The following is a 23437-nucleotide window of genomic DNA, read 5'->3' as shown; positions in this document are numbered from 1 at the left end:
CAAAGCCCTCTGGGAGCTGCGGCTCGACTGACTCCGATTTCATTTGCCTCGCCTCGCGACTATTAATTACGGTTGACCTTGCTTTTCAGTTATTGCAGCCGGTTCTAGAGCAGTATGCCCGTGTTCGCATCTAACTCGCACTCTATGTTCAAAACTGTTGTTGCACTGCGTGTTTCGTAACGGCGTTGTTAAACTCTGCTGTGCGTTTTCCACTCGCCATATGGCAATGTGTCCAAAACCGTTTTTACCCCCACTTGCACTAGCTGCGGGGTAGCCGGGCAGATCGCGAGCCACGCCTCGCCGGACCCCGCGGTCCGCGCCTGCTGATACAGCGCGATGCGCCCACCCGATCCGTCCTTCAGGGACAACACCGAGGCGCTGGGCCCCTTTGCGTCGTCGCGGTACTGCCGCGCGTACACCGCGACCTCGGCCGCGGGATCCGACAAGGCCTGACCCAGAGCGGCCACCGTGGAGGCGCTGATGCCCATTCGCCGTAGGTCTCCGCCGGAGAAGACGTTAAAGCCGGATTCCTGCCACGACTTCGTTGCCTCCAGCATCTCCTCCAACGGGACGTTGACCGCATTGATCGCCGCCGGATCCGCATGGTGGATCGACTCCAAGCCGTCAATCACCAGCGCTGCGATCGAGGCGCTATCGGAAACCGAGACGTCGTCGACGGTGATGTCGTTGCCAACCCGGACCGCGGACACCCAGTGCTGGCCACGGCGCGCCAACACCACCCGGAACTCGTTGTCGGGAATGTCGCGCGAACCGGGCGGCTGGTTCTCGTCGTCGACGACTCCGTAGAGCAACTTGCCCCGCGACAGCAGTGCGACGACCTCGAGGTCAGGTGCGGCGAGCACCTTCATCCGAGCGGCCACCTGCTCGTTGACGGTGTCGTTGACGACGATGCCCTGCTCGCGCATGACCGCCATCCCGGGGTGCTCGTTCAACCAGTCGTTGTTGTCGGTGGATACGTACGGCCGGCACCGCAACTCGGGCGCGACGTGCCGGATGTCCAGCAGCGCCTGAAGCATCCAGAAGCCGTCGACGTTGACGGTGATATCGGTGCGGGTACTTTGTTGATCCATCCCTAGCCTCAGTGGTCCTCAGTCATTCTCGTGCCAGTTGACTGCAGGACACGGCAGCACACCGGTTCGTGGTGTGCTGCCGCGCCTGAAGTTCGGTATTAGGCCCAGCTGGAGCCGACGGCGCTGTCTGTTTGCGCCATGTTGCTGCCGGCTGTCTGAACCTTCTGGCCGTGGGCGTTGGCCTGCTCGTAGATCACCTGGAAGTTGCGGCCCAATTGGGTGATGAACTCCTGGCACGCCACCGAACCGGCGCCGCCCCAGAAGTCGCCGGCAGCCAGCACATCGCGAACGATGGCCTGATGCTCGGCTTCCAGGTTTGCGGCCTGTGCGCGGATGAGGGCGCCGTGGGCGTCAACATCCCCGAACTGGTAGTTAATGGTCATATTGGTGTTCTCCTAATGTGAAGAAGCGTACGCAGCTGTTGCTCTGGTCGCTAGCTGCTGAGGATCTGCTGGGAGGCCTGCTCTTGCTGCTCGTAGTTGTTCGCGTCGCGAACGAGTCCGTCGCGCACCCCGTGCAGCATGTTGACGATGTTGCGGAACGCCGTGTTCATCTGACCCATGGTGTCCAACGAGGTCGCCTCGGCAAGACCGCTCCAGCCAGCGCCAGAGATGTTCTGCGAGGACGCCCACATCCGGCGGGCCTCGTCTTCCACGGTCTGGGCGTGCATCTCAAAACGGCCCGCCATGTCCCGCATTGCGTGCGGGTCAGTCATAAAGCGCGTGGTCACTTGATTGTCTCCTTTAGTACTTGCTTATTTGCTGCTTAGATCATCTGTTGTTGTGGACCTGGCCGGCTTCGGCTACGCCACGCGCAACCGCCGACCCGAACTACGGATGACCCCCTTCCGTCTCTCAGCGGCCGCCGAACGGTCAGCCCGGTCAGCCGGCAGCAGCTGCATTGGCGGCTTCGGTGGCCGCGTACGAGCCGGAACTGGTTGCCAGGGTGTTAACGAACATCTCGTGAATCGCCGCAGCCTGAGCACTGACTGCCTGATACATCTGCGCGTGCGCGGCGAACTGAGCCGCGGTTAGCGCCGACACCTCATCGGCCGCCGCTGGCACTACCCCGGTGGTCGGAGCTGCCGCGGCTGCGTTTTGGGCATTCATCGCCGAGCCGATACCCTGCAGGTTTCCGGCTGCCGCCGCCAATGCTTCGGGCTGTGTGGTCACGAACGACATGCTGTTTTCCTCTCTTGAATCATCCCCAGCACCGCTCTCTGCAAGAGAGTAGATGACTAGGCCATACCAGGTCGCCTTCGATGTCCCCTGTTTGCATTTGTTCACCCAGCGGCACGACGAATTCACCTGCTGTAACGACACAGTAACAGCGTCTGACCTGGTTGGTGGCTCTCTCGGAGCAGTTCACGCCGGGCGAGTGCACAGATCGCCGATTTCGGCCCACGACAGCAGGCTCAGCAACACACTTTGTGGGCTGGCGAGGTGTCCGGTCGATAAAATCTCGCGGCCATAAAGCCCCGTCCGCAGCTACCTGAGGTGCGCCGAGCGGCTATCCGGCAAACGGTGGTCGGGCCATGACCGTTGGGCGGAATCCGTATCGGGGACCAGAACCGCCCGTCCCGGATCCAACACCGGCCAGGGGCATGCCGCCCAGCAGGTTTCCGGCTCCCCCGGCCTCTGGGACGGCGTTGACCGTGCTGATCGGCACCGGCGCAGCTCCGGGGCTTAGCCCCGGACCGGTGGCCGCCGCCCACGACGGCGGAACCGACAACCGGCCAAGCGAGGCGGCATCACCCAAACCCGACGTGACCTGTCCGCCGCCCAGCAGCCCTCCCAAGCCGGGGAGGCCTTTGGCCGAATTGCCAGCGGCCGCTGCCGCAGCGGTCGCTACCGTGGGAAGCAACCCCAACGTCTTGGCCGACTGCACGAAGTTGTTGGCCATACCGATGCTGAAGTAAGGAAGACCCTCGGTGTTGTAGAGGAAACTCGCGTAGGGCTGCAAGTCCGTCAACAGGGCTGAAATCGACGTCGGGAATGTGCTCGTGCCGAACAGCAGCTGCCACAGCCACGACCAGGGTGAATCCGACGAAGCGACATAGGCCAGCGCCGACGAGAGCGGCGAGGTAAGGCCTTGGAGGACCGTGGGCACTCCCGAGATCAGCTGGGACAGGGTTGACTGCGCCGCGCCTGTCGAGGTCGCCGCAACCTCGCTGACGGCCCCGGCCTGCAGGGCGGAGGCGGCCGGGCTCGTGGTCTGCGGCGGCGCGGTGAAGGGGGCGACCGCCGTCGCGGAAGCCGCGGAGCCGGCGTATCGGTACATCGCGGCGGCGTCTTGGGCCCACATCTCGCCGTACTCGGCTTCGGTAGCCGCAATAGCCGAGGTGTTTTGGCCAAAGAGGTTCGTCGCGATCAGCTGTGTCAGCTGTGCGCGGTTGGCCGCGATCAGCGGCGGCGGCACCACCGTGGCAAATGCCACCTCAAAAGCCGCCGCAGCCGCCCGCGCTTGCGTAGCCACCTCCTCGGCTTTGACCGCCGCCGCGTTGAGCCACCCAACAAATGGGACAACCGCTTCAGCCATCAGCGCCGATGCCGGGCCCAGCCACTCGTCGGCGCGGAGTGCAGTGATTACCGTGTCGTAGCCGGTGGCCGCCGCGTCCAACTCGACCGCCAGCCCATTCCACGCCGACGCCGCCGCCACCAAGGGGGTCGATCCCGGACCCGCATACATACGTCCCGAATTGACCTCTGGCGGTAATGCCCCAAAGTCCATCGCGCTAGACCTCTTCACTGAATTTGCTGTGCATCGTCGTCACCCAGCCGACGGCGGATGCGCCATAACGCTGTAGCGGAACCCGTAGCGGTGCACATAGGAATCACCGGCATGCCGGCCGGCCCCGGTCAGCCGCATGCCGCGCAGCAAGCCGTTGACTGCGCCGCCGTTGCCGGGCGTGGCGATGCTGGTCAGCGCCGCCTCGGTGTCCGTCGGGTGCGTTGCCGTCATGCTGCTGGTCCACCGCGGCGGCGTCGACAAAGCCCCGACCGAGTTTGCGTTGCCCAAAGTTGCCGATACCGGATTGGGATCCAGCGGGTGCGCCAGGGGACGCGCGACGCCAGGTGCGACTGCCCTGCCGGTCCCGGCGCCCGCTAGTTGGGCCAGGCTCGCTCCAAAGGCTGGTCCCCACGAGTCAGCAACCGACGACCCGGCATCACCCCCACCAGCGGCAGGGCTGCCCGGGATCAGCGTCTGTGTCATCGCCACAATCGCTTGGCCCATCCCCAGCGTGAGGTACGGCAGACCGCCGAGCAGGCGGACCAACGCGGTTCGTTCAGCGGGTGAGATGTTGCTGAGCTGCGCCAGCAGCCAAGACCAGATGGAGGACAACGAAGCCAACGACCACCAGCCTTGTAGCAGTGCTTGCGGCACTGCGGAAGCGGACAAGAGCCCAGAGTCGGTCACCCCGTTGCTGCCGGCCGACGTGGCAGCGGCGTCGGCGACCGCCGTGGCCTGCCCGGCCAATCCGGCCGGGTTGGTGCTCGTCGCCGGCGCACTGAATGGAGCCAACTCCGACGCAATTGCCGACGAGGTCGCATAGCCGTACATGGCAGCTGCGTCTTGGGCCCACATCTCGGCGTACGCGGCCTCGGCGACCGCGATCGCCGGGGTGTTTTGACCGAAGAAGTTGGTAGCGATCAACGACGTCAACAACACCCGGTTGGCTGCGATCACCGGCGGCGGGACAGTCAGCGTAAACGCGGTTTCGTAGGCCGCCGCCGCTGCCCAAGCCTGACGAGCTGCGTGCTCCGCTTGGGCAGCCGTACGGCCGAGCCAGGTCACAAATGGTGTGATCGCGGTTGTCATCGCCGCAGCCGCCGGACCGATCCAGCCCGAACTTGTCAGCTCCGCCAGCACTAACCCGTAGCCGGTGGCTGCAACGGCCAAATCCGAAGCCAGCTCGTCCCAGGCCGTCGCCGCGGCCAGCATCGAGGCGGCTCCCGGCCCTGTATACAAGCGACCAGAGTTCACCTCTGGGGGCAGCGCCCCGTAATCCGTCAGCATTATCGGTAGACCGCCGGATGTTCAGCCGGCGGTAACCGGGTCGGCGACTGCGCCCGCGCAGCGAACCAGTCCCTTCGGGTTCGCCAAGTTGCCCACAGGCGTCGCCAGCGACGTCGTCACGAACGGCATTTCGCACTCCCGGTTTCAGGTTCAGCGGCCTCACGAAGGTCGCTTTCTGGGAGGCTAGATCGAGCCGTCGCGTGCTGCCTTCCGGTGCATCGACATTGGCCGGTGCCGAATTACCGACTCATCGGCGTGCTGCACACGGCCCAGCTGCGAAGCATGACCGAGCGGCCGACGCCCAATGTCCGTCTCTGACTTGCACAAATGCGCCACGGAGGTGGCCCACGAGGAGATTCAGCGCGAGCACGTGACCGAACCACACCGGAGTTATGCCTTGCTAATAGAAACTATGTCCAATGAATAAAATCATGTGGCGATCGAATTCACGGCGTTCGGCGTTTGTTACGCGGCGCGCAGGACGATAAAACCGGGCGCCCGTCCAAGCTTGGCGGCCCGGTTTCGTCGTTGGGGTCGGTGTGATCGTGCGTTACCCGGCGAACGGCGGTCGGGCCATAACCGTGGGGCGGAATCCGTACCGCGGGCCCGCGCCGGCTGAGCCGGCACCCGCACCCGCCAGCGGCATGCCGCCCAACAGGTTTCCGGCCCCGGCTTCGGGGGCCGCGGTGATGGTGCTGACCGGCAATGGAGCGGCACCAGGGTGCAATGCCCCGGGCAGCGGTCCGCTCCAGACCGGCGGCACCGACAGCTTGCCGAGCGAAGCGGCGTTGCCCAGGCCGGCGGACACCGGACCCCCGCCGAGTAGCCCGCCGAGGCCGGGTAGGCCCTTCGCGGCGTTGCCGGCCGCCCCTGCCGCAGCAGCCGGCGCCGAGCCGATCAACCCCAGCGTCTTCGCCGACTGAACAAAGTTGTTGCCCATACCGATGCTGAAGTAAGGCAGACCCTCGGTGTTGTATAGGAAGCTCGCGTAAGGCTGAATTGCATTCAGAAACCCCGCAATTGAGGTTGGGAAGGTGGTCGTCCCAAACAAGATTTGCCACAGCCACGACAACGGATCCGCCGCTGCGGCTGGGGCCGCATTAGCGAGAGGCGAGGCCAGGCCCGACAGCGCCGACGGTAGCGCGGAAAGTATTTGCTTCAGCGACTCTTGTGCCGAACCGGCCGAAGTGCCAGTGGCCGCGGCGACCGCAGCACCCTGGGTGGCCTGAGCGGCCGGGTTGGCAATCTGTGGTGGCGCGGCAAACGGCGTGACCGATGCGGCGGAGGCGGAGGTACCGGCATAGCTGTACATCGCCGAGGCGTCTTGGGCCCACATCTCCCCGTACTGCGCCTCGAGAGCCGCAATTGCCGAGGTGTTTTGCCCAAACACGTTGGTGGCGATCGCCTGTGCCAATTGGGCGCGGTTGGCCGCGATGAGCGGCGGAGGCACCGTCGCGGCAAACGCCGCCTCATAGGCCGCTGCAGCCGCCCTGGCCTGCGTGGCCGCCTGTTCGGCCAGTGCCGCCGCGGCGGTCATCCACGCCACATAGGGCATGACCGCCTCGGCCATCGCCGCCGAGGCTGGACCCATCCACTCTTCGCTGCTGAGCTGAGTGATCACTTTGTCATAACCGAGGGCCGCCGAACCCAGCTCCGTAGCCACCCCATTCCAGGCCGCCGCGGCAGCAACCATCGGCGACGACCCCGGGCCCGAATACATTCGCCCGGAATTAATCTCTGGCGGTAACGCCCCAAAATCCATGGCAATAACCCCTTTTAGCCGGCCGCGGCGGCATTGGCCGCCTCGGTAGCCGCATACGAGCCGGAGCTGATGCCCAAGGTGTTGACAAACATCTCGTGAATTGCGTGAGCCTGAGCGCTGACGGCCTGATACATCTGCGCATGGGCGGCGAACTGGGCCGCGGTCAGCGCGGACACCTCATCGGCCGCCGCCGGAACCACGCCCGTCGTAGGGGCCGCCGCAGCCGCATTCTGGGAACTCAGCGCCGAGCCGATCCCCTGCAACGTGCCAGCCGCCGCGGCCAGCGCTTCTGGCTGTGTGGTCACAAACGACATGTGATCTCCTCCTCAACAACCTTCGGGCCGAAAAGACCGTCGGGCACTTGATTGCTAATGACGCTAATTGGAACGGATTCAGCAGCGCTCCATCGCTGCCAACTATTCATTCCCGGACAACTATTCTTCATCTGCCAGACACTTTCGCTTCTGCCTCTCGTTGGGCTTGTCACTACGTTCACGCCGCTATCCGGCTGAAGGCGGCCGGGTCAGAACGCTGTAGCGGAACCCGTACCGGTTACTGAAGCCGGCGGCACCACGGCGTCCAATGCCTGAGCCCAGCGGCATTCCCCTGAGCAGACCCCCCGTTCCGGTTGGCGATGAATGACTGACGATGGTGGTGCTCATCGTCGCAGTGGCGGCGCGTTCCGCCGCGGCGGTCGAATTAACCCAGCTCGGTGGCACCGACAAAGCTCCGAGCTTGTTGGCCGAAGCCAGGCTCGCCGATGCATGCCCACCCTCTAGTCCGACGCCGGCAAACTGGGGCGTCGGGTACCAGGCGCCGCCCGAACCGGCCGTCGTGCCCCCGGGTCCGAACGTCAACTGCTGCCCGATGGACGCCAGGAACTGTGCGATTCCGGTGATGAAATACGACTGGCCCAGTAAACGAACGATCGTGGTCCGGTTAGCGGTGGTAAGCGAACCCAGGAACTGCACAATCCACCAATCATTGGGATTGGGCCAACTTGCCAACGCCGACGACGAAAGCTGCTGCAGCAGATTAGGTATCGCGGCAGTGGTGATCAACGAATCCGCCGACGATAACGCCGGCGCGGAAGTCGCTGCGGGAGTGGCGGCGGCTTTGGCGACCGCCGCCGCCTGTGCGGCAACCCCGGCAGGATCGGTGGTGTTCGCGGGTTCGGTGAACGGAGTCAACTGTGACGCGGTTGCCGAGGAGGCCGCATACGCGTACATGGCGGCCGCATCCTGTGCCCACATCTCGGCGTACTGCGCCTCGGTGGCCGCGATCGCCGGCGTGTTCTGGCCGAAGAAATTGGTCGCGATCAGCGTCATCAACAGCACCCGGTTGGCAGTGATGACCGGTGGGGGCACCGTCATCACAAACGCCGCCTCAAAGGCCGCTGCGGCAGCCCTGGCCTGTAAGGCCGCTTCTTCGGCCTGCGTCGCGACACCGCTAAGCCAAGCAATGTACGGTGCGGCCGCTCCCACCATCGCCATTGATGCCGGACCGACCCACGGCGAGCTGGTGAGCTCGGAAATCACTGAGCCGTATCCAGTGGCTGCCCAAGCCAATTCGGCGGCCAGCTCATCCCAGGCCGTAGCGGCGGCGAGCATAGGTCCCGATCCCGGGCCGGAGTACATGCGGCCCGAGTTGATCTCCGGCGGTACTGCCCCGAAGTCCAAAACCATCCCTCCTCAGCCGACCGGGATCGCCTTGGCGACCGCGGGCACGGCGTTGGTATCGTCTGCGGTCCGCGCCGTGGGCACGAACTCGTCGATCGCTGCGATGTCTTGTAAGTCAGCAGTGTCTGCTACGGTGGTCCGCTCTCGGCGGACCCGCCGATGGGTTCAGGCATCCATCGTCGATCCGACATCGGGGGTCATCTGTGACCACCCCGCGATGTCCGATTACCACCGACGCGCGCCCTCAGCACGAAATCGCGCATGATAACACCGACAATCAACAGTTGCTTCATTGCAGAACCGTTGCATATCAAACACATTAGATTGCGAAACCGGCATCCCGCGCCGCGGACGCCAACTATTCATTCCCCACTAACGAGTGTTCAGCTGATGTTAACTGCACATTCGTTAATAATTCAGACTGCGCCGACCTCCACCTGCGGAAATATGACGCAGGTCACTGAGCACAGGGCGGAAAACGCGGGTTCGGTCGGCTGCAAATAGAATATGTGCTTCCTATGAGTCCCGCTGTGCGCGCGGCCAGACCGCCGTTGTGTCACTCGGCTTCGAGAATGAGCGCCATTTCCGGACAGGCCGCCACGCCGTCTTTAGTCAACTGCTCGTCCTCGGGCCGGACTTCGCGCTCCGTAAGGATCGAGTAGCCGGAATCGTCGATCGGGAACAGGTCGGGATCCACCGCGTAGCACTGGGCGTGTCCTACGCATCTCGACTGTTCCAGACGAACCTTCACGGGTTTCCTCCTGACCGCTCCGAGCCCGCGCCGGATCGGTCAGACGTAGATTAGCCGGTCAGGCACGTGCGATATTGGCTGTGCCGTCAGCCTTGGCTGCGTCGGCTACCGCGAAACAACAGGACGGACAAGCGAAAGACCATGAGCACCCCAGACGCCGGCCAAGGCTCGTTTTACCTACCGCGCCTTGAGTATTCGACCTTGCCGATGACTGCCGACAGAGGTCTCGGGTGGAAGATCCTCCGCGATGCCGGGCCGGTGGTATTCATGAACGGCTGGTATTACCTGACGCGCCGCGAGGATGTGCTTGCGGCGCTGCGCAATACGAAGGCTTTCTCATCGAGGAAAGCGCTCCAGCCGCCGGGAAATCCGTTGCCCGTGGTGCCTCTGGCCTTCGATCCGCCGGAGCACACTCGCTACCGCAGGATCCTGCAGCCGTACTTCAGCCCGGCCGCGTTGGCCAAAGTGCGGCCGGCGCTGCTGGAACACACGGCCGCCATGATCGACGCCATCGCCGTCCGAGGTGAGTGCGAGGCGATGGCAGATCTTGCGAATCTGTTCCCGTTTCAGCTCTTTCTGGTTCTCTACGGGTTGCCACTGGAGGATCGCGACCGGCTGATTGGCTGGAAAGACGCAGTCATCGCCATGTCCGACAAGCCCTACCCGACCGAGGCGGACATCGCGGCATCGCGACAGCTCTTCGAATACCTCGGACAAGCGATCACCGAACGCAAGCAAAACCCGGGTCCGGACGTCTTGTCGCAAGTCCTTATTGGCGAGGATCCGCTGAGCGAGATCGAAGTGTTGGGCCTGAGTCACCTCTTGATCCTCGCGGGGCTGGACACGGTGACGGCCGCGGTGGGTTTCTGCCTGCTCGAACTTGCGCGCCGACCCCAGCTTCGTGCCATGCTTCGAGACGATCCCAAGCAGATCAGGGTTTTCATCGAAGAGATCGTGCGCCTCGAGCCGTCGGCGCCGGTGGCCCCCCGGATTACCACCCAGATGGTCAACGTCGGAGGCATGACCCTGCCCGCGGAGTCACCCGTGCGGTTATGCATGGCCGCGATTAACCGTGACGGCACCGACGAGGTATCCACCGACGAGTTGGTGATGGATGGCAAGGTCCACCGCCACTGGGGGTTTGGCGGCGGACCGCACCGATGCCTGGGTTCTCACCTGGCGCGCCTAGAGCTCACCCTCGTTGTCGGCGAATGGCTGAAGCGAATCCCCGAGTTCGAACTGGCTCCGGGGTACACCCCCGAGATCCGTTTCCCGTCAAAGTCGTTCGCGCTCAAGGCGTTGCCCCTGCGGTGGAGCTGAGCCCGGCGCCGCGCACTTGCCGGTGGTGGATTATCGGCGCACCTCGGTGGCTGCCACCTGTACGAACACACCGGTGTCCTCCGCCATCAGCAGGCCACGACCGCGGGGCAGCGGACCGCCCTTCATCTTGCCGCGGATGAAGCCCTCATCGGGATCGGCGTCCATCACCAGCAACGGCGCATTCGCCTGATGCAGCGCCCGCAGCATCGGGTCGCTGCCCGCTGATGACCAGCCACCGAAGGTGCGGGTGACGATCACATGCAAGCCCACATCGGCGGCTCTGTTCACAAACGGAACCGCCTTGTGCAGTGGCGAATCGAAGCCGGGCGGCAGCTGCTGGATGTCGTCGACGATCAAGAATATCTCCGGACCGCTCCACCACGACCGCGACAACAGCTCCTCGGCCGACAAACCGGGCGGCGGCTCACGGCCGGCCAAGGCCGCGGACAGCTCACCCATCATCGCTACGACGCCGTCGAGGTTGTAGGCGAACTTCTCGACATAGTCCGAACCCAGAGTGGTCAGCAGCTGACGCCGTGGATCGACCAGCCATACCTGAGCAGAGCGCCGCCCGGGCGGAGGCGGCGGTGCACTGCTGGCGCCCGGCGCATACAACCGTCCGATTTCGGACATGATGGTGGCCAGCGTCGTGGTACGCCCACATTCGCGTCGGCCCGTCACCATCAAGTGCGAGTTCTCGGCGAAGTTGAGGTAGACCGGCTGCAAATCCAATTCCGATATCGCCCAGGCGATTCCGCCCGCGCCAACATTTTGACGGGTGTCGCGCGCGGCCAGCTCGCGCACTTGCTCCACGCCGAACCGGGCCGGCAGCCGACGCACCGGCGGTGCCTGGGCGCTCGTGAGCCGGCTGACCGCGGCAACCACGCTGTCGCATTCGAAGACGTTGTCGGCCGTGCTGGCCAGCGCCGGGCGGGCGACCAGGGTGTGCAAACCCGCCTGCGGGTCGCTGTCGAGCCGGACATAGTTGACCGCGACCATGCCGCGGCCCGGCTTGACCGGAACGTCCTTGGCGAACCTGGAACGCACCAGCTTGGCGTCCTCGACCGCGGCCAGGCGCAGCTCGACGCGGGAACCGAAGCCGCTACGCACCGGCGGCCGCAGCTCGGATTCACGATCGGCGGTGACCACCACGTGGACGCCGAACGAGGGGCCCTGGTTGATGATCAGGTTGACCTGCTCGATCAAAACCTCGTTTTCCTCGGCCAGCGCCCGGTAGTTGTCGATCACCAGGTAGACGTCGCCGAACCCGTCGTTGGGCACTGCGCCGGCCTCCCCGCCGAACTTGCGGCGCCGGAACATCTCCATCGACGCGATGCCGTATTCGAGGAAGCTGCGTTTGCGCTCGCGCACCAGCGCCAACAGCTCGGCCACCGTCCGACGGACACCGTACGGATCCGTGGGACCCGCCACCTCACCCACGTGGGGCAGTTGGGCCACCGTAGTCAATGCGGTGCTGCTGTACGCCAGGCAGTAGAACTGGACCTGCTCTGGCGTGTGGGTCAATGCTGCCGAGCAGATCAGCGTCTGCAGCGCAGTCGTCTTGCCCGAACCGCCGGCGCCCAGAATGAGAACGTTGGCACCAGGCCCGGAGGTGTCGACCGTCCACGGCGGCTGGTCATGCTTGAACGGACGGTCAATAATCCCGATCGGGAACACCAGATCCCTGGCAGTCCCGTAATCCTTGTGCCACTGACGGCCAAGGAACCGGTTGACCAACTCGTCGATGGCGATGGGCCGGGTGAGCGGCGGCTGCCAGAGCCGGTAAGGCTCGAACTTGATCTTGCGCAGCTGATCAATGATTACCGTTCCGACTTTTGGTGTCCGGATCCCTTCCTCGTCCTCGTCAAGCTCAGCGTCCTCCGCTTCGTGCACCTCACCGTTGGTGTAGGTGGCCACCGGTTCGACCTCCGGGCCGCCCACACTCACTTCGAGCGGCGTGAAGTCGTTGGTGAACAATTGCGGGCGCACGTAGTCGATGCTGTGCACGAACACGGGCTGTTCCTCGCCGTCAATCGAGGTGGCGCGGAAGTAGTCTCGCCAAAGGAACTCGGCCTGGAACCGGATGATGTCCTCCAGGCTCTTACGGAAGTAGCCCAGACCGGCCTGGGCCGGCAGGTTCACCGCGTTTGGCACACCGGCCGCCTGCGCCGCGCCGGCGGTACGCGCCTTCAGCACCAGGCGGTAACCCATGTTTTCCATGAGCTTTTCGGCTCGGCTCTCAATGGTCTGCGAGGCCATCATCAGGTGGATCCAGTAGGCACGGCCCTGACGGCCGATCGAGTCGAGGACATCGACGGCCGTCGGCATGATCCGGAACCATTCGTAGAACTCATCGATGACAACCACGAGCATCGGCAGCGGCGCCATGTCCTGGCCGCGTGCCCGCATCCTGGCCCGCACCGAGTTGTACTCCTTGGCGTCGTCGACGCCCGCGCTGTCGCATATCGCCTTGCGGCGCGCGATCTCGCCCCACAGCGCGTCCAGGAAGCGCTCCATCAGCGCCTGGTCTTCTTCGAGGTCGGTGATGATCCGCGACACGTGCGGAACCCCGGCGAACGGCTTGACCGCCGAACCACCCTTGAGGTCGGCCAGAACGAACTGCAGCTCCTCGGGAGGGTGGCCCAGCATCAGCGATTCGATCACGGTCCGCACCAGTGTCGACTTACCGGAACCGGTGGTTCCCGACATGACCCCGTGCGGGCCGTCGCCGCCTTCGTCGAGCGACTTCATGTCCAAGAACAGCAGCTCGCCGTTGTCGGATCGGTTACCGAAGGGTGCGCGCAGCCGCGACCTGCCCATGGTGTCGGTGCGCCTGCCCCACAGCTCGTCGAAGTCGATGTCCGACGGATCGTCAATCCCGTAATAGGCCAAGATGTCTCGGGCGCCAATGTGAGCGACCCGCTGGCCGATCTCTTCGTAAGCCTCGGCGAGCCGCCACTGCGCCAGCTTCTGGGCAAACTCTTCCGCTTCGGCGATGCTGAGTCGGTCGGCAAGGGCGAAGAACCAAGCCTTGTCGTCGATCACCATCCAGGTGTCGCGGTCGCGGGGCAAGGCTTCGATCACGCCAACCTCGTCGAACTGCAGTCTCCGCTCCGGGACATCTGTCCACATCGAAGAACCAGTCAGGTCGAAGAACGTCACCCCGTCGACGCCCTCGGCGCTGATCACGTACTCCCATTGCGGATCCTCGACGTCGGCGATGATCACGGTGTGGGGTGTCGGGGTCTGCGCCGACGAACTGGCGTGCCGGGGCGTGAAAGACCCACGGCCGGCAAACAATTCGGCTTGCTCCGCGGCGAACTCACGCACCGAGCTGTAGACCATCCGCGCATTGCCCGCCGCGTCGTGGCGGCGGGAATCGCCGAAGTGCGGAAGCCATTTCACCCAGTCCCATTCGTCTAGATCGGAACTGACAACGATCATCTGGACATGGTCAGGCCCGTGGGAGAACGTCAGCTGGCAAATGATCGCCCGCATCAATCCCAGTGCCTGCTCGCGCGTCCCGTCCAGCGCGTACCAGGGCTCAACCAGCAGGGAAACCATCTTGGGCAGGTTGTAGACGACGCTTTGATAGCGCCCAAATTCCTGCAGGGCTTTGCCCGTCACCGGCTCCAGCTCGATGTCGGTGGGCATGTTCTGCGGTTCACCCCAGGTCACCTCGGGACGCGTCATTCCAACACCGACTCGGACTACTCCGAAGTTGAGGTCCTTGCCGTCGGGCTTACGCTCCCACATCCGCGACGATCCCACTGCGGCCGCCAGCGTGGTGGGCGCCGGGTGAAACCACCGGTAGTTGGCGTCCATGCTGTCGGCGGACTCCTGAGCCGTCTCGCGCAGCATGTCCAGCATCAGCATGAACTGGGCGCGCATGGCGTCCAATTTGGGCCGGCTCATTTGCTGTTGACCGCCGAACCGGCCGCCGAACATCATCATCATCATTCCGCCGATCATGAAGATCGGGAAGATCGAGCCGACGCCCCCGAACACGTGTGAACCGCTGGCGAAGGTCATGGCCACCATGCCGCCCAGCAGGCCGATCACCACGACGCCAACCACGACAATCCACCAGGGCTTCCCCTCCGGCGGGGGGATGCTCAACGGTGTTGGTAGAACGATGTTTTCGGGCTTGATTACCGGAGCCTTCTCCGGCGTTGGACGCGCAAAACCACGTTTCACTTCGGTACCACCAACTCTGCAGGGGTCATGTCCATCGGTAGGGTGTCGTGCTCGACCAGCGCATCCGCTCGCGACAGCGTCGGTCCCTGTGGTAGCAGCCGCAGCGCCACCCACGGCGCCAGACTGGGCTGCAACGTCAAACCCAACGCCTCGCGCGCTTCCTTCGTGTCTTCCACTCCGAACCGGGCGCCGGCGTTGGTGAGCCACCACAGCGATTCCGCCGTCTGGGCGGCCGGGTTATTGCCGGTGACGGCTACGAAGTTCGCGTAATTGGGGCCGAAATAAACCTGGTCGGCTTCCCGGCCAGACATGTCGGCCTTTACCAGCTCCACCACCCTTTTCATCTCTTTCGGCTCAACCGGAATGGTCGGCCCGGACACCACCTCGACGCGGGCCCGGTTTTCACCGGCGGTCCGTTCCCACCACCAGCAGGTCGACGGATTCTCCCGGATGTCGAGCACGTTCAACGGGTTGTCCGGGTAAGCCGACAGATCCAGCCTGTTGACCACCGGCATCTTCGCCAACGCTGAAGGTTCTACGGTGACGGGTTTGGTGTTGCCCGGGCGCCCCGCGTTCTGCAGGATCTGGGCCACCAACGGCGGAAGCGTTTGCACTCCATCGACCAGAACCAGCGAATACTGTTGGGGTCCACTGATTTGCGGTGTAACGATTATGGTTCCAACGGGGCCGGGCGCGCCCGGAAAGGTTGCCGGTGCACCCGCGTTGGGTACCTCTGGCACCAACAGTTCAGGTCCCACTGGCAGGGCGTCGTATAGCGCATGGCTCATGGGTTTCGCCTGGCTGACCTGCTCCGGTGTCAAGCCCAAGGGCAACAACACCGACCGGTCGGTCGCATCGATTTTCGACCGGCGTCCCTCCCGGATGACCCACGTGCTGCCGCCGTAGTTAAGCACCACGGCGTCCGATCCGCTCAGGATCCGCCGGTGGCCGGTCAGGTCGGGGGTGCCATCGATAACCGTCACCGTCACGCCCCCGGGGGAGCCGACACCGGTCGACGTGGCTACGGTGTCACATACCAGCCACGATGACGCGGGTGGATTCTTTGGCGAGAACTCCGAGGGCGCACCCGGAATTCCGACCAGCGGCCCGTGCGGCAGGCTGGCGATCTGGCTGGACCGAACGAGGTGCGGGTTGTTCGGTCGCCCGGTGATCAGTCGCGCCGATGCCAGATTCAGCGCCGGGTACAACCTGTCCCCCACCCGGACGTACAGCGCGCCGGAGTCGCGGTCAGCGATGATTGGCGAGTCGTTTATTTGGCCGGATGGGCTGATGAACGACCACAGCAACGCGCCCAGACAGATCACCAACGCCGCCGAAATCGACGCGACCACCGCCAGGGTCTGGCGCCGGCCCGGTTCGATCTCCATCCGAACACGCCAGCGGGTCAACGCCATCGCGGTTCGGCGCGCCAGGAACTGATAGCCCGTCACCTGGGTCCGCGTGGACAACCCGAGGCCGTAGCCCGAACCTCGCTGTCCCCGGCTTTCTTCAGCCACCTAATTCACCATCCGGTTTGTCAAAACGCCTGGATATTGACCTGCATGTGCGGCCTGCTTGGTTGGCAAGCGCTAGTCACTTCGATAACCGTAGGGCACCCGAACAGACCTCGCCATGCTGGCGCCGACCGCGCTGGAATCCCCCAAGATTTCACCGTGTCTTCAAAGGCATGGTAGCGGCGAATGACCAAGTCGGCCTGTCGAGACATCCACTCCCCGGTCCATCGCGCTGACCTGCGACGTAATGATACGACGCAATCGGTCGCGCGGTGGCCCCACACGGGCAAATTGCCCCGCCCTCACCAGGTGCGGGTGCCGGCCGCAAGATTGGCGGCATGACTGAGCTCGCGCCCTCGCTGGTCGAACTTGCCAGGCGCTTCGGCATCGCCACCGCATATGAGGACTGGATGGGCCGGCAGGTGGTCGTTCCCGAGACCACGCTGGTGGCTGTTCTAGCGGCTCTAGACGTTCCTGCAGAGACCGAACAGCAACGCAACGCCGCCCTGACTGCACAGCTGCGTTCCTATTGGGCGCGCTCGTTGCCACCGGCCATTGTTGCGCGGGCCGGCGCCCCGACACGGTTCTGGGTGCATGTGACCCATGGAGCTCCGGCCGAAGTGTGGTTGCGCCTAGAGGACGGCACCATGCGGGACGGGGTGGTGCAGGTCGACAACTTCACTCCCCCGTTCGGTCTTGATGGACGCTGGGTCGGCGAGGCCAGCTTCGTATTGCCCGCCGACCTGCCGCTCGGCTATCACCGCGTGCATCTGCGTTCGAGTGATTACCAGACCAGCACGGCGCTCATCGTGACGCCGGACTGGCTCGGGCTGCCGGAAAAGCTCGCAACCCGCCGCGCCTGGGGCCTGGCTATCCAGCTCTACAGCGTGCGGTCGCGGCAGTCGTGGGGTATCGGCGATCTCACCGACCTCGCCGATCTGGCGCTGTGGTCGGCTGCTCGGCACGGCGCTGACTATCTGCTGGTCAATCCCTTGCACGCCGCTGCGCCTTTGGCGCCCATGGAGCCGTCGCCCTATCTGCCGACATCGCGGCGCTTCGTCAACCCCATCTACCTGCGGGTTGAGGCCATTCCAGAAGCCGTAGACCTGCCCAAGCGTGGCCGGCTGCGGCGGTTACGAGAGGACGTGCAGCGCCTGACCGACCAGGTCGACGCCATTGACCGCGACGCCGCGTGGGCGGCCAAGCGTGCAGTCCTCAAACTCATCCACCGGGTGCCGCGGTCGGCGGGACGTGAGTTGGCCTACGCCGCCTTTCGAGCCCGGGAGGGCCGCGCCCTGGATGACTTCGCCACCTGGTGCGCGCTGGCCGAGAAGCACGGCGGTGACTGGCATCGCTGGCCGAAATCGCTGCAACATCCGGACGCCTCGGGTGTAGCGAAATTCGTCCTTAAGAACAAGGAAGCGATCGATTTTCATCGCTGGCTGCAATGGCAGCTCGACGAGCAGCTCGCGACAGCCCAGTCACAGGCGAAACTGGCCGGAATGTCGTTGGGCATCATGCATGACCTCGCCGTTGGCGTGCACCCCAACGGAGCCGATGCCTGGGCACTACAGGACGTGCTGGCGCTGGGCGTGGCCGCGGGCGCGCCACCCGATGAGTTCAATCAACTCGGCCAGGACTGGTCGCAGCCACCGTGGCGGCCGGACCGGTTGGAAGAGCAGGAGTATCGACCGTTTCGCGCACTGATCCAGGCGCTGCTGAGGCACGCCGGCGGCGTGCGAATCGACCACATCATCGGCTTGTTCCGGCTGTGGTGGATTCCCCACGGCGCACCGCCCACCGCGGGCACGTATGTGCGCTACGACCATGAAGCGATGATCGGCATCGTCGCACTGGAAGCGCATCGGGCCGTTGCGGTCATCGTCGGCGAAGATCTCGGCACCGTCGAACCGTGGGTGCGCGACTACCTGTTGTTGCGTGGCCTGCTGGGCACCTCGATTCTCTGGTTTGAACAGGATCGCGAGGGAAACGGCGGCCCGCTGCCGGCGGAGCGCTGGCGGGACTACTGCTTGTCCTCGGTCACCACCCACGATTTGCCGCCGACCGCAGGCTACCTGGCCGGTGACCACGTGCGGCTACGCGAATCGCTGGGATTGCTCACGCGACCGGTCGAGGCCGAACTCGAGTCTGCTCGGGCCGAACGGGAGGCTTGGCTGGCCGAGTTGCGCCGAGTCGGCCTACTCGAGGACGGCGAAGACGATCCAGAGCAAACAGTCCTGGCGCTGTACCGCTACCTGGGCCGGACCCCGTCGCGGCTGTTGGGGGTCGCGCTGACCGATGCGGTCGGTGACCGTCGGACGCAGAACCAGCCCGGCACCACCGACGAGTACCCGAACTGGAGGATTCCGCTGACCGGGCCCGACGGCCGACAGATGCTGCTTGAGGACATCTTCACCGACCGCAGGGCGGCCAACCTGGCAGAGGCGGTGCGCGCTCAGACGAGCCCTGCTGGCACCTGAGGCCCGCCTGTTAGCTTCGGTTGCCATGAAGGTCCCGCTGAAGGTGGGTGTCGTTGCTCCAGTGGCGGCCGGTGTCACCGCGAACCCGGACTGGATGACTGCCTTCGCGCAGCATCTCGAGGCATGCGGCTTCGAGTCGATCATCGTCGTCGAGCACACCGTCCTGGTCACCCAGTACGAGAGCGTCTATCCGTATGACCGTTCTGGCCGGGTTGAGTTGGCACCCGACTGTCCGATCCCCGATCCGCTCGATCTGCTTGGGTTTCTGGCCGGCCGCACCACGCGCCTGAAATTGGCTACCGGAGTCTTGGTGCTGCCCAACCATCATCCGGTCGTGCTCGCCAAACGCGCCGCCACTGTTGACGCCCTCTCCGGCGGAAGACTCCGGCTCTGCGTTGGTGTGGGATGGCTCAAGGAGGAGCTCGAGGCATGCGGAGCGGATTTCGAAAGCCGGGGGCGCCGCGCCGACGAGCAGTTGGCCGTATTGCGTTCGCTGTGGGCCGACCAACCGCACGGCGCCTCCTATCACGGTGAGTTCTTCAGCTTCGACAACGCCATGTGTTACCCCAAACCGCTCGCGCGTCTTCCGGTTCACATCGGGGGGCACACCCGTGCGGCTGCGCGCCGCGCCGGACGCTTCGGCGACGGATTTCAGCCGCTGGGCGTAACCGGGCCGAAACTGGTGTCGCTAATCGCGCTGATGCGTGCGGAGGCGGCGGCGGTGGGGCGTGACCCGGCGCACCTTGAGGTATCTCTGGGTCACCTGGTGAACAAGATCGATGCCGAACGCGCGGCGAGTCTGGTTGACCAGGGCGCCGACCGGATTGTGTTAGCCATGCCGCTAACCACCGACGTCGAAGAGGCCAAGGACATCGTGTCGGCCTGTGCACAACGGCTGGCGTTGACGCCTGAGGCCTCGTGAGTCTCGCGCTAGCCGATCGGGCGGCTCTCAGCGACTTGGTACACCGCTATGCGGCGTACGTCGATGACCGCCAATTCGACGCTGTTGCGGCGCTTTTCACTGATTCAGCGGTCCTGACTGTGCCGGACCCGCCAGCTGCCCTCGTGCCGATTCACACGCATCGCGGCCGGGACGCCATCACTGGCGCCGTGGCCGCCGTCGTCCAAGCGGTGCGCACCGAGCACGCGATCGTGGGTGAGGTTTATGACGAAGGCACGCGGCCTGGCATTGCGCGGGGCCGGATCACCTGCATCGCACACCATTGGACCGCGCGGTCAAACCAGGGCTCGGACGAGATAGTCGACGTGGTCTGGCACTTGCGCTACGACGACGAGTATGAGTTGACCGGTGCGCTCTGGCAGATCAGCCACCGGGCCTTGACGATCAATGCCATTGAGACCCGGCCGGTACGCCGGCTGTTGCCACGTGAGTGATCGCCGTCCGTAACTCGAGGTCACCGCAACGTGGCGAGATTGTCGATCGATTTGCGCACATCGGATCGCAGAATCCTGGCGACCAGCCTTCCGATTGGCCCACTGAGCACACCACCTTTCAGGTCGGCGGTGAGATGAAAGGTCGATCCCGAACCGTTGCCAGTCACATTCATGCTCACGGCGATCCGAATCCCGCCTCGTCCCCGACCCTGCAGTTCAATCGATTTCGGCTCGTTGTAATGAGTGACCGTCCAGTGAACGACATTGCGAAAGCCCTTGACCCGGACACAGGAAGAGATCCGGGTGCCCTCTTGGATCGTCGCGGGAACTTCGGTGCGCCAGCCGCCGAAGATCGTCATCCACTCATCGAATCGACGCAAATCGGAAGCCAGCTTCCAAGCGGACTTCGGTTGCAGGTCCGAAGTAGTCGAAACGTCCACTCGGGCCATCGGAGTTGCATACCCCGCCGTCGCGACCCGATAAACCCGGGCCGACGCCGGCCCGGTTGGCGGCACGGTCTCTAAATTCCGGTCCAGGCCGCGTTCAACCGGTTGGCGACATCGATGACTTGCGCGGATTGGGACTGTGGTGAATCGATTTCTTCAGCGACGTACTGGGCAATGAAGCGCCGGATCTCACCGTCGACACCTGCGAGTATCCGCAACACCTCTCCGCGAATGGACTTGGATGACACGTTGACGGTGATATCTGACGGCCGCGGCTTGGACACGTCGACAATCAGCAGCAGCGGCTCCGCAGCGCGCGCAGTCGCACGCAGCGCAATATCTCCGGCGACCAAGAATCGCTGCTTGTCGAGCCGTAGGTCCAGAAGCAGATCAATCGACAGCGGAATGTGAATGACGAACGTGATGAGGTCACCAAGTTTTCGCGTCACACGGGGCTCACGGATCTTAACCTTCGCGCTGACCTTTGCGATACCGCCGGGTCCTTGTGCGATCGGCTCCATGGCGAACTCGCTGCCCGCGATATCGGCGAATGCGGCGGCAACACGGTCTGGGGTGACGGCGATCTCGAAGAACTTCCGGCCGAACTCTTCGTAGGTGACGAAGTCGTGGTTTTGCATAGACTGATACGGTCTCACGTCACCAGGTCTCACGGCCGCTGATCCGCTCGCGTCGCAGGAATTTTGCCACCAGACGCGCCGCAAAAACCCGCTTGGGCCCCGCAGAGGTGTGATCCGGGTCCGTTCCCGCCAAGTTGTGAACAACGCCACAAGCGGTCTCCTCGATTCGGTGTGTCGGGCGGCGGCCTGCCAGGCTTGACCTACTTGGAGGTGTTGGAGTCTCAATGTGCGCCCATGAATTTCCGGAGCAGCGCTCGGTCGTATCGCGGCTCGAGGGGTTGCTCACCTGGCTCGGCGGCGGACACTGGCGCGAACTCGCCGAGCGTTACGAACGGTCCACGCACGCCGTGGCCGGCGCGGTGGTAGCGCTGGGTGCCGTGCTGGCCTGGCTGGTGGCGAGCGAGGCCATCACCGAGGCGGCACGCTGGCCAGCGTGGGCCGTGATCGGGCTGGCCCTGGTGTTCGGCCTGTTGGTCGGCGCGGTAATCCGCGGTACCGCCAGTGGTCCCGTCCGGGGCTGGCCCGGCATTGCCGGCCGCGCGGCGGTCGCCGTGGCAGTCGGTGTCGTGGTCGGCGAGCTCGCCGCGCTCGTCGCCTTTTCCGGCGCGATCGACCACCGACTCGATGAACGGGCGCTGCGCAATGCCGACGCGGCGCCCGCGGTCGCGCAAGCGTCGGCAGCTCTGCAACAGTCGCGAGCCGCGCGTGCTTCGCTGGACATCACAGTCGATCAGGCTCGTGAACACATGGACAAAGCCTTGGTCGTCGCGCGCTGCGAGTACCACCCGACACCCGGCTGCCCGCAGACCCGAATCACCGGTGTTCCCGGTCAAGGGCCCGAAACACGCACGGCGAACGGACTTCTCGTCGATGCACAGCGTGAGCTGGATAACGCCCTAGCGGCCCGCGACCGGCAGGCGCCAGAGCTGGATGCCAAGGTCGCCCGTGACGACCGGGCCCTCATCGCCGCGCGCCACAGCGTGGTCGCCGATGCGGGCCGCGGGTTGGGCGCGCGCTGGGTCGCGATGAACGATCTGACAATGCCTGGTGGTGGGGCCAGTGGCGGGGCACTAGTGCTGCGAATGCTGACGATCGCGTTTTTTGCGCTGCTGTATCTGCTTCCCCTGATTCTGCGGTTGTGGCGCGGCGAGACCACCCACGACCGCCATGCGGCCGCGCGCGCAGCGCGAGAACGCGCCGAGCTGGACGCTGACACCGCGATTGCGATCAAGCGAGCCGAAGTTCGCCGTGCTGCCGAAATCATGTGGGCTGAGCATCAACTTACCCAGACCCGCCTTGCCATCGAGGCGCAAGCCGAAATCGATCGCGAACAGCAACGCCGCCGAGTCATGGAAGCACTTGAGGGTCCGGTGCACGCGTCATCGCAGCGTAGTTTCGAGCCAGTGGAGGAAGCCATGTATCTGCCGATCGCCGCCGAAGCCGAGGCTGCCAGCCGTGCAGTCGCCGAGTTGCCTGCAGCGGAACATCACGCTGGCGTCGACGTGCCGGAGAACTTGCCGGCGCAGATCGAACCGGCCGAAGCCGTTGAATATCACGAGGAACAGCCCGAAACGCTTGAGCGCGGGGCGCCACTGATCCCGTCGATCCCGGATGCCACCAAGGCCGCTGCTCGGTGGATTCGCCCGCTGGTGCCGCCGTTTGTTGCCCGGGTCATCGACAACACGACCCAGCCGCTGCGCACGGCGCGTCAAGTTTTCGAAGAGGTCGAGGAGATCGCGTTCTCGCTCAAGCGCACCCGAAAGGTGACGGTCAATTCCGAGAGTTCCGACGGCGGCGACCGACAGCTCGAGTCCCCCGCGACCGGCGCCCCTGCCGAAACCAACCGAATCGAATCATCGCGTGGCGCCGGTCGTTCCGGGAACTACCGTCGAGTTGCTGGCGACGAGGCCCAACTAGGTACGCACCAGGCGCACCACCCATTGGAACGGGTGGCGCCGACCGACCTTGCGGGTCTAGCGCGCGGCTCGACGGAGCGCGAGGGCCGGCATGCGCTGGTCGGACGGGATGGGCCGCATGAACTGAGTTCGCCCGAAGGTCCACGCGAGCTGCCGCCCCCGAAATAGCGGAGAATCCAGCAAATCCTCGCAGATAGGCCGATCGGTCGCGGCGTATTATCCTGCCGGAGG

19 protein-coding genes are annotated in these 23437 nt (G+C 64.7%); 5 read left to right on the top strand and 14 right to left on the bottom strand.

The annotated features are described in order from the left end of the window. Positions 1-188: 188 nt before the first annotated feature. From AADZ78_RS13455 to AADZ78_RS13410, 10 genes are all read right to left on the bottom strand, one after another. Positions 189-1091, bottom strand: coding sequence for an ESX secretion-associated protein EspG (locus AADZ78_RS13455; protein ID WP_085249328.1), 903 nt, complete (start codon positions 1089-1091; stop codon positions 189-191). Between the two features lie 98 nt (positions 1092-1189). Then, positions 1190-1474 carry a WXG100 family type VII secretion target gene (locus tag AADZ78_RS13450; RefSeq protein WP_085249327.1) on the bottom strand — a complete coding sequence of 95 codons (285 nt, stop codon included), beginning with the start codon at positions 1472-1474 and terminating at the stop codon, positions 1190-1192. 50 nt (positions 1475-1524) lie between these two features. After that, the gene (locus AADZ78_RS13445) at positions 1525-1821 is read right to left on the bottom strand and encodes a WXG100 family type VII secretion target (RefSeq protein ID WP_085249326.1); all 297 of its coding nucleotides are present in this window, start codon (positions 1819-1821) and stop codon (positions 1525-1527) included. A gap of 151 nt (positions 1822-1972) precedes the next feature. Continuing rightward, the gene (locus AADZ78_RS13440) at positions 1973-2272 is read right to left on the bottom strand and encodes a PE family protein (protein ID WP_085249325.1); all 300 of its coding nucleotides are present in this window, start codon (positions 2270-2272) and stop codon (positions 1973-1975) included. A 328-nt stretch (positions 2273-2600) separates the two neighbouring features. Continuing rightward, positions 2601-3821, bottom strand: a complete 1221-nt coding sequence (locus AADZ78_RS13435) for a PPE family protein (protein WP_085249324.1) — start codon at positions 3819-3821, stop codon at positions 2601-2603. Positions 3822-3860: 39 nt separating this feature from the next. Beyond that, entirely contained in the window at positions 3861-5108 is a 1248-nt protein-coding gene (locus AADZ78_RS13430; RefSeq protein WP_085249323.1) for a PPE family protein, read from the bottom strand. A gap of 550 nt (positions 5109-5658) precedes the next feature. Continuing rightward, positions 5659-6870: a PPE family protein gene (locus AADZ78_RS13425; RefSeq protein ID WP_085249322.1), complete on the bottom strand. Its 1212-nt coding sequence runs from the start codon at positions 6868-6870 to the stop codon at positions 5659-5661. 14 nt (positions 6871-6884) lie between these two features. After that, a complete protein-coding gene (locus tag AADZ78_RS13420) occupies positions 6885-7184 on the bottom strand; it encodes a PE family protein (RefSeq protein WP_085249321.1) in 300 nt (99 codons plus the stop codon). Between the two features lie 186 nt (positions 7185-7370). After that, on the bottom strand, positions 7371-8549 hold the full coding sequence (locus tag AADZ78_RS13415; RefSeq protein WP_139828544.1) for a PPE family protein: 1179 nt from the start codon (positions 8547-8549) through the stop codon (positions 7371-7373). A 556-nt stretch (positions 8550-9105) separates the two neighbouring features. Continuing rightward, positions 9106-9300, bottom strand: a complete 195-nt coding sequence (locus AADZ78_RS13410) for a ferredoxin (RefSeq protein WP_085249319.1) — start codon at positions 9298-9300, stop codon at positions 9106-9108. 141 nt (positions 9301-9441) lie between these two features. Between AADZ78_RS13410 and AADZ78_RS13405 the strand changes: the two genes are divergently transcribed. Next, complete coding sequence (locus AADZ78_RS13405) at positions 9442-10620, top strand: cytochrome P450 (RefSeq protein WP_085249318.1); 1179 nt, start codon at positions 9442-9444, stop codon at positions 10618-10620. Positions 10621-10650: 30 nt separating this feature from the next. Here the strand turns inward: AADZ78_RS13405 and eccCa are convergent, their stop codons facing one another. Both eccCa and eccB read right to left on the bottom strand, forming a co-directional pair. Continuing rightward, on the bottom strand, positions 10651-14817 hold the full coding sequence (gene eccCa / locus AADZ78_RS13400) for a type VII secretion protein EccCa (RefSeq protein WP_085249317.1): 4167 nt from the start codon (positions 14815-14817) through the stop codon (positions 10651-10653). After that, the gene (eccB, locus tag AADZ78_RS13395; protein WP_085249316.1) at positions 14814-16334 is read right to left on the bottom strand and encodes a type VII secretion protein EccB; all 1521 of its coding nucleotides are present in this window, start codon (positions 16332-16334) and stop codon (positions 14814-14816) included. Before eccB ends, eccCa begins: the two co-directional genes overlap by 4 nt. Before the next feature lie 335 nt (positions 16335-16669). Here eccB and malQ point away from each other — a divergent pair, with 335 nt between their 5' ends. The 3 genes from malQ to AADZ78_RS13380 are packed head-to-tail and all read left to right on the top strand — an operon-like array spanning position 16670 to position 20206. Next, on the top strand, positions 16670-18811 hold the full coding sequence (gene malQ, locus AADZ78_RS13390; protein ID WP_085249315.1) for a 4-alpha-glucanotransferase: 2142 nt from the start codon (positions 16670-16672) through the stop codon (positions 18809-18811). Between the two features lie 37 nt (positions 18812-18848). Continuing rightward, positions 18849-19733, top strand: coding sequence for an LLM class F420-dependent oxidoreductase (locus tag AADZ78_RS13385; RefSeq protein ID WP_085249432.1), 885 nt, complete (start codon positions 18849-18851; stop codon positions 19731-19733). Continuing rightward, the gene (locus tag AADZ78_RS13380) at positions 19730-20206 is read left to right on the top strand and encodes a nuclear transport factor 2 family protein (protein WP_085249314.1); all 477 of its coding nucleotides are present in this window, start codon (positions 19730-19732) and stop codon (positions 20204-20206) included. The genes AADZ78_RS13385 and AADZ78_RS13380 overlap by 4 nt, the downstream gene beginning before the upstream one ends. Before the next feature lie 20 nt (positions 20207-20226). Here the strand turns inward: AADZ78_RS13380 and AADZ78_RS13375 are convergent, their stop codons facing one another. Beyond that, on the bottom strand, positions 20227-20655 hold the full coding sequence (locus AADZ78_RS13375) for a type II toxin-antitoxin system Rv0910 family toxin (RefSeq protein WP_085249313.1): 429 nt from the start codon (positions 20653-20655) through the stop codon (positions 20227-20229). 71 nt (positions 20656-20726) lie between these two features. Further along, positions 20727-21290: a hypothetical protein gene (locus AADZ78_RS13370; RefSeq protein WP_085249312.1), complete on the bottom strand. Its 564-nt coding sequence runs from the start codon at positions 21288-21290 to the stop codon at positions 20727-20729. A gap of 224 nt (positions 21291-21514) precedes the next feature. Here AADZ78_RS13370 and AADZ78_RS13365 point away from each other — a divergent pair, with 224 nt between their 5' ends. After that, entirely contained in the window at positions 21515-23374 is a 1860-nt protein-coding gene (locus tag AADZ78_RS13365) for a DUF4407 domain-containing protein (RefSeq protein WP_085249311.1), read from the top strand. Positions 23375-23437: the final 63 nt, after the last annotated feature.

It is taken from the genome of Mycobacterium riyadhense (genome assembly GCF_963853645.1).
Taxonomy (GTDB): domain Bacteria; phylum Actinomycetota; class Actinomycetes; order Mycobacteriales; family Mycobacteriaceae; genus Mycobacterium; species Mycobacterium riyadhense.
The sequence above is the reverse complement of the archived record's forward strand: the minus strand, read 5'-3'. Positions and strand labels throughout refer to the sequence as shown.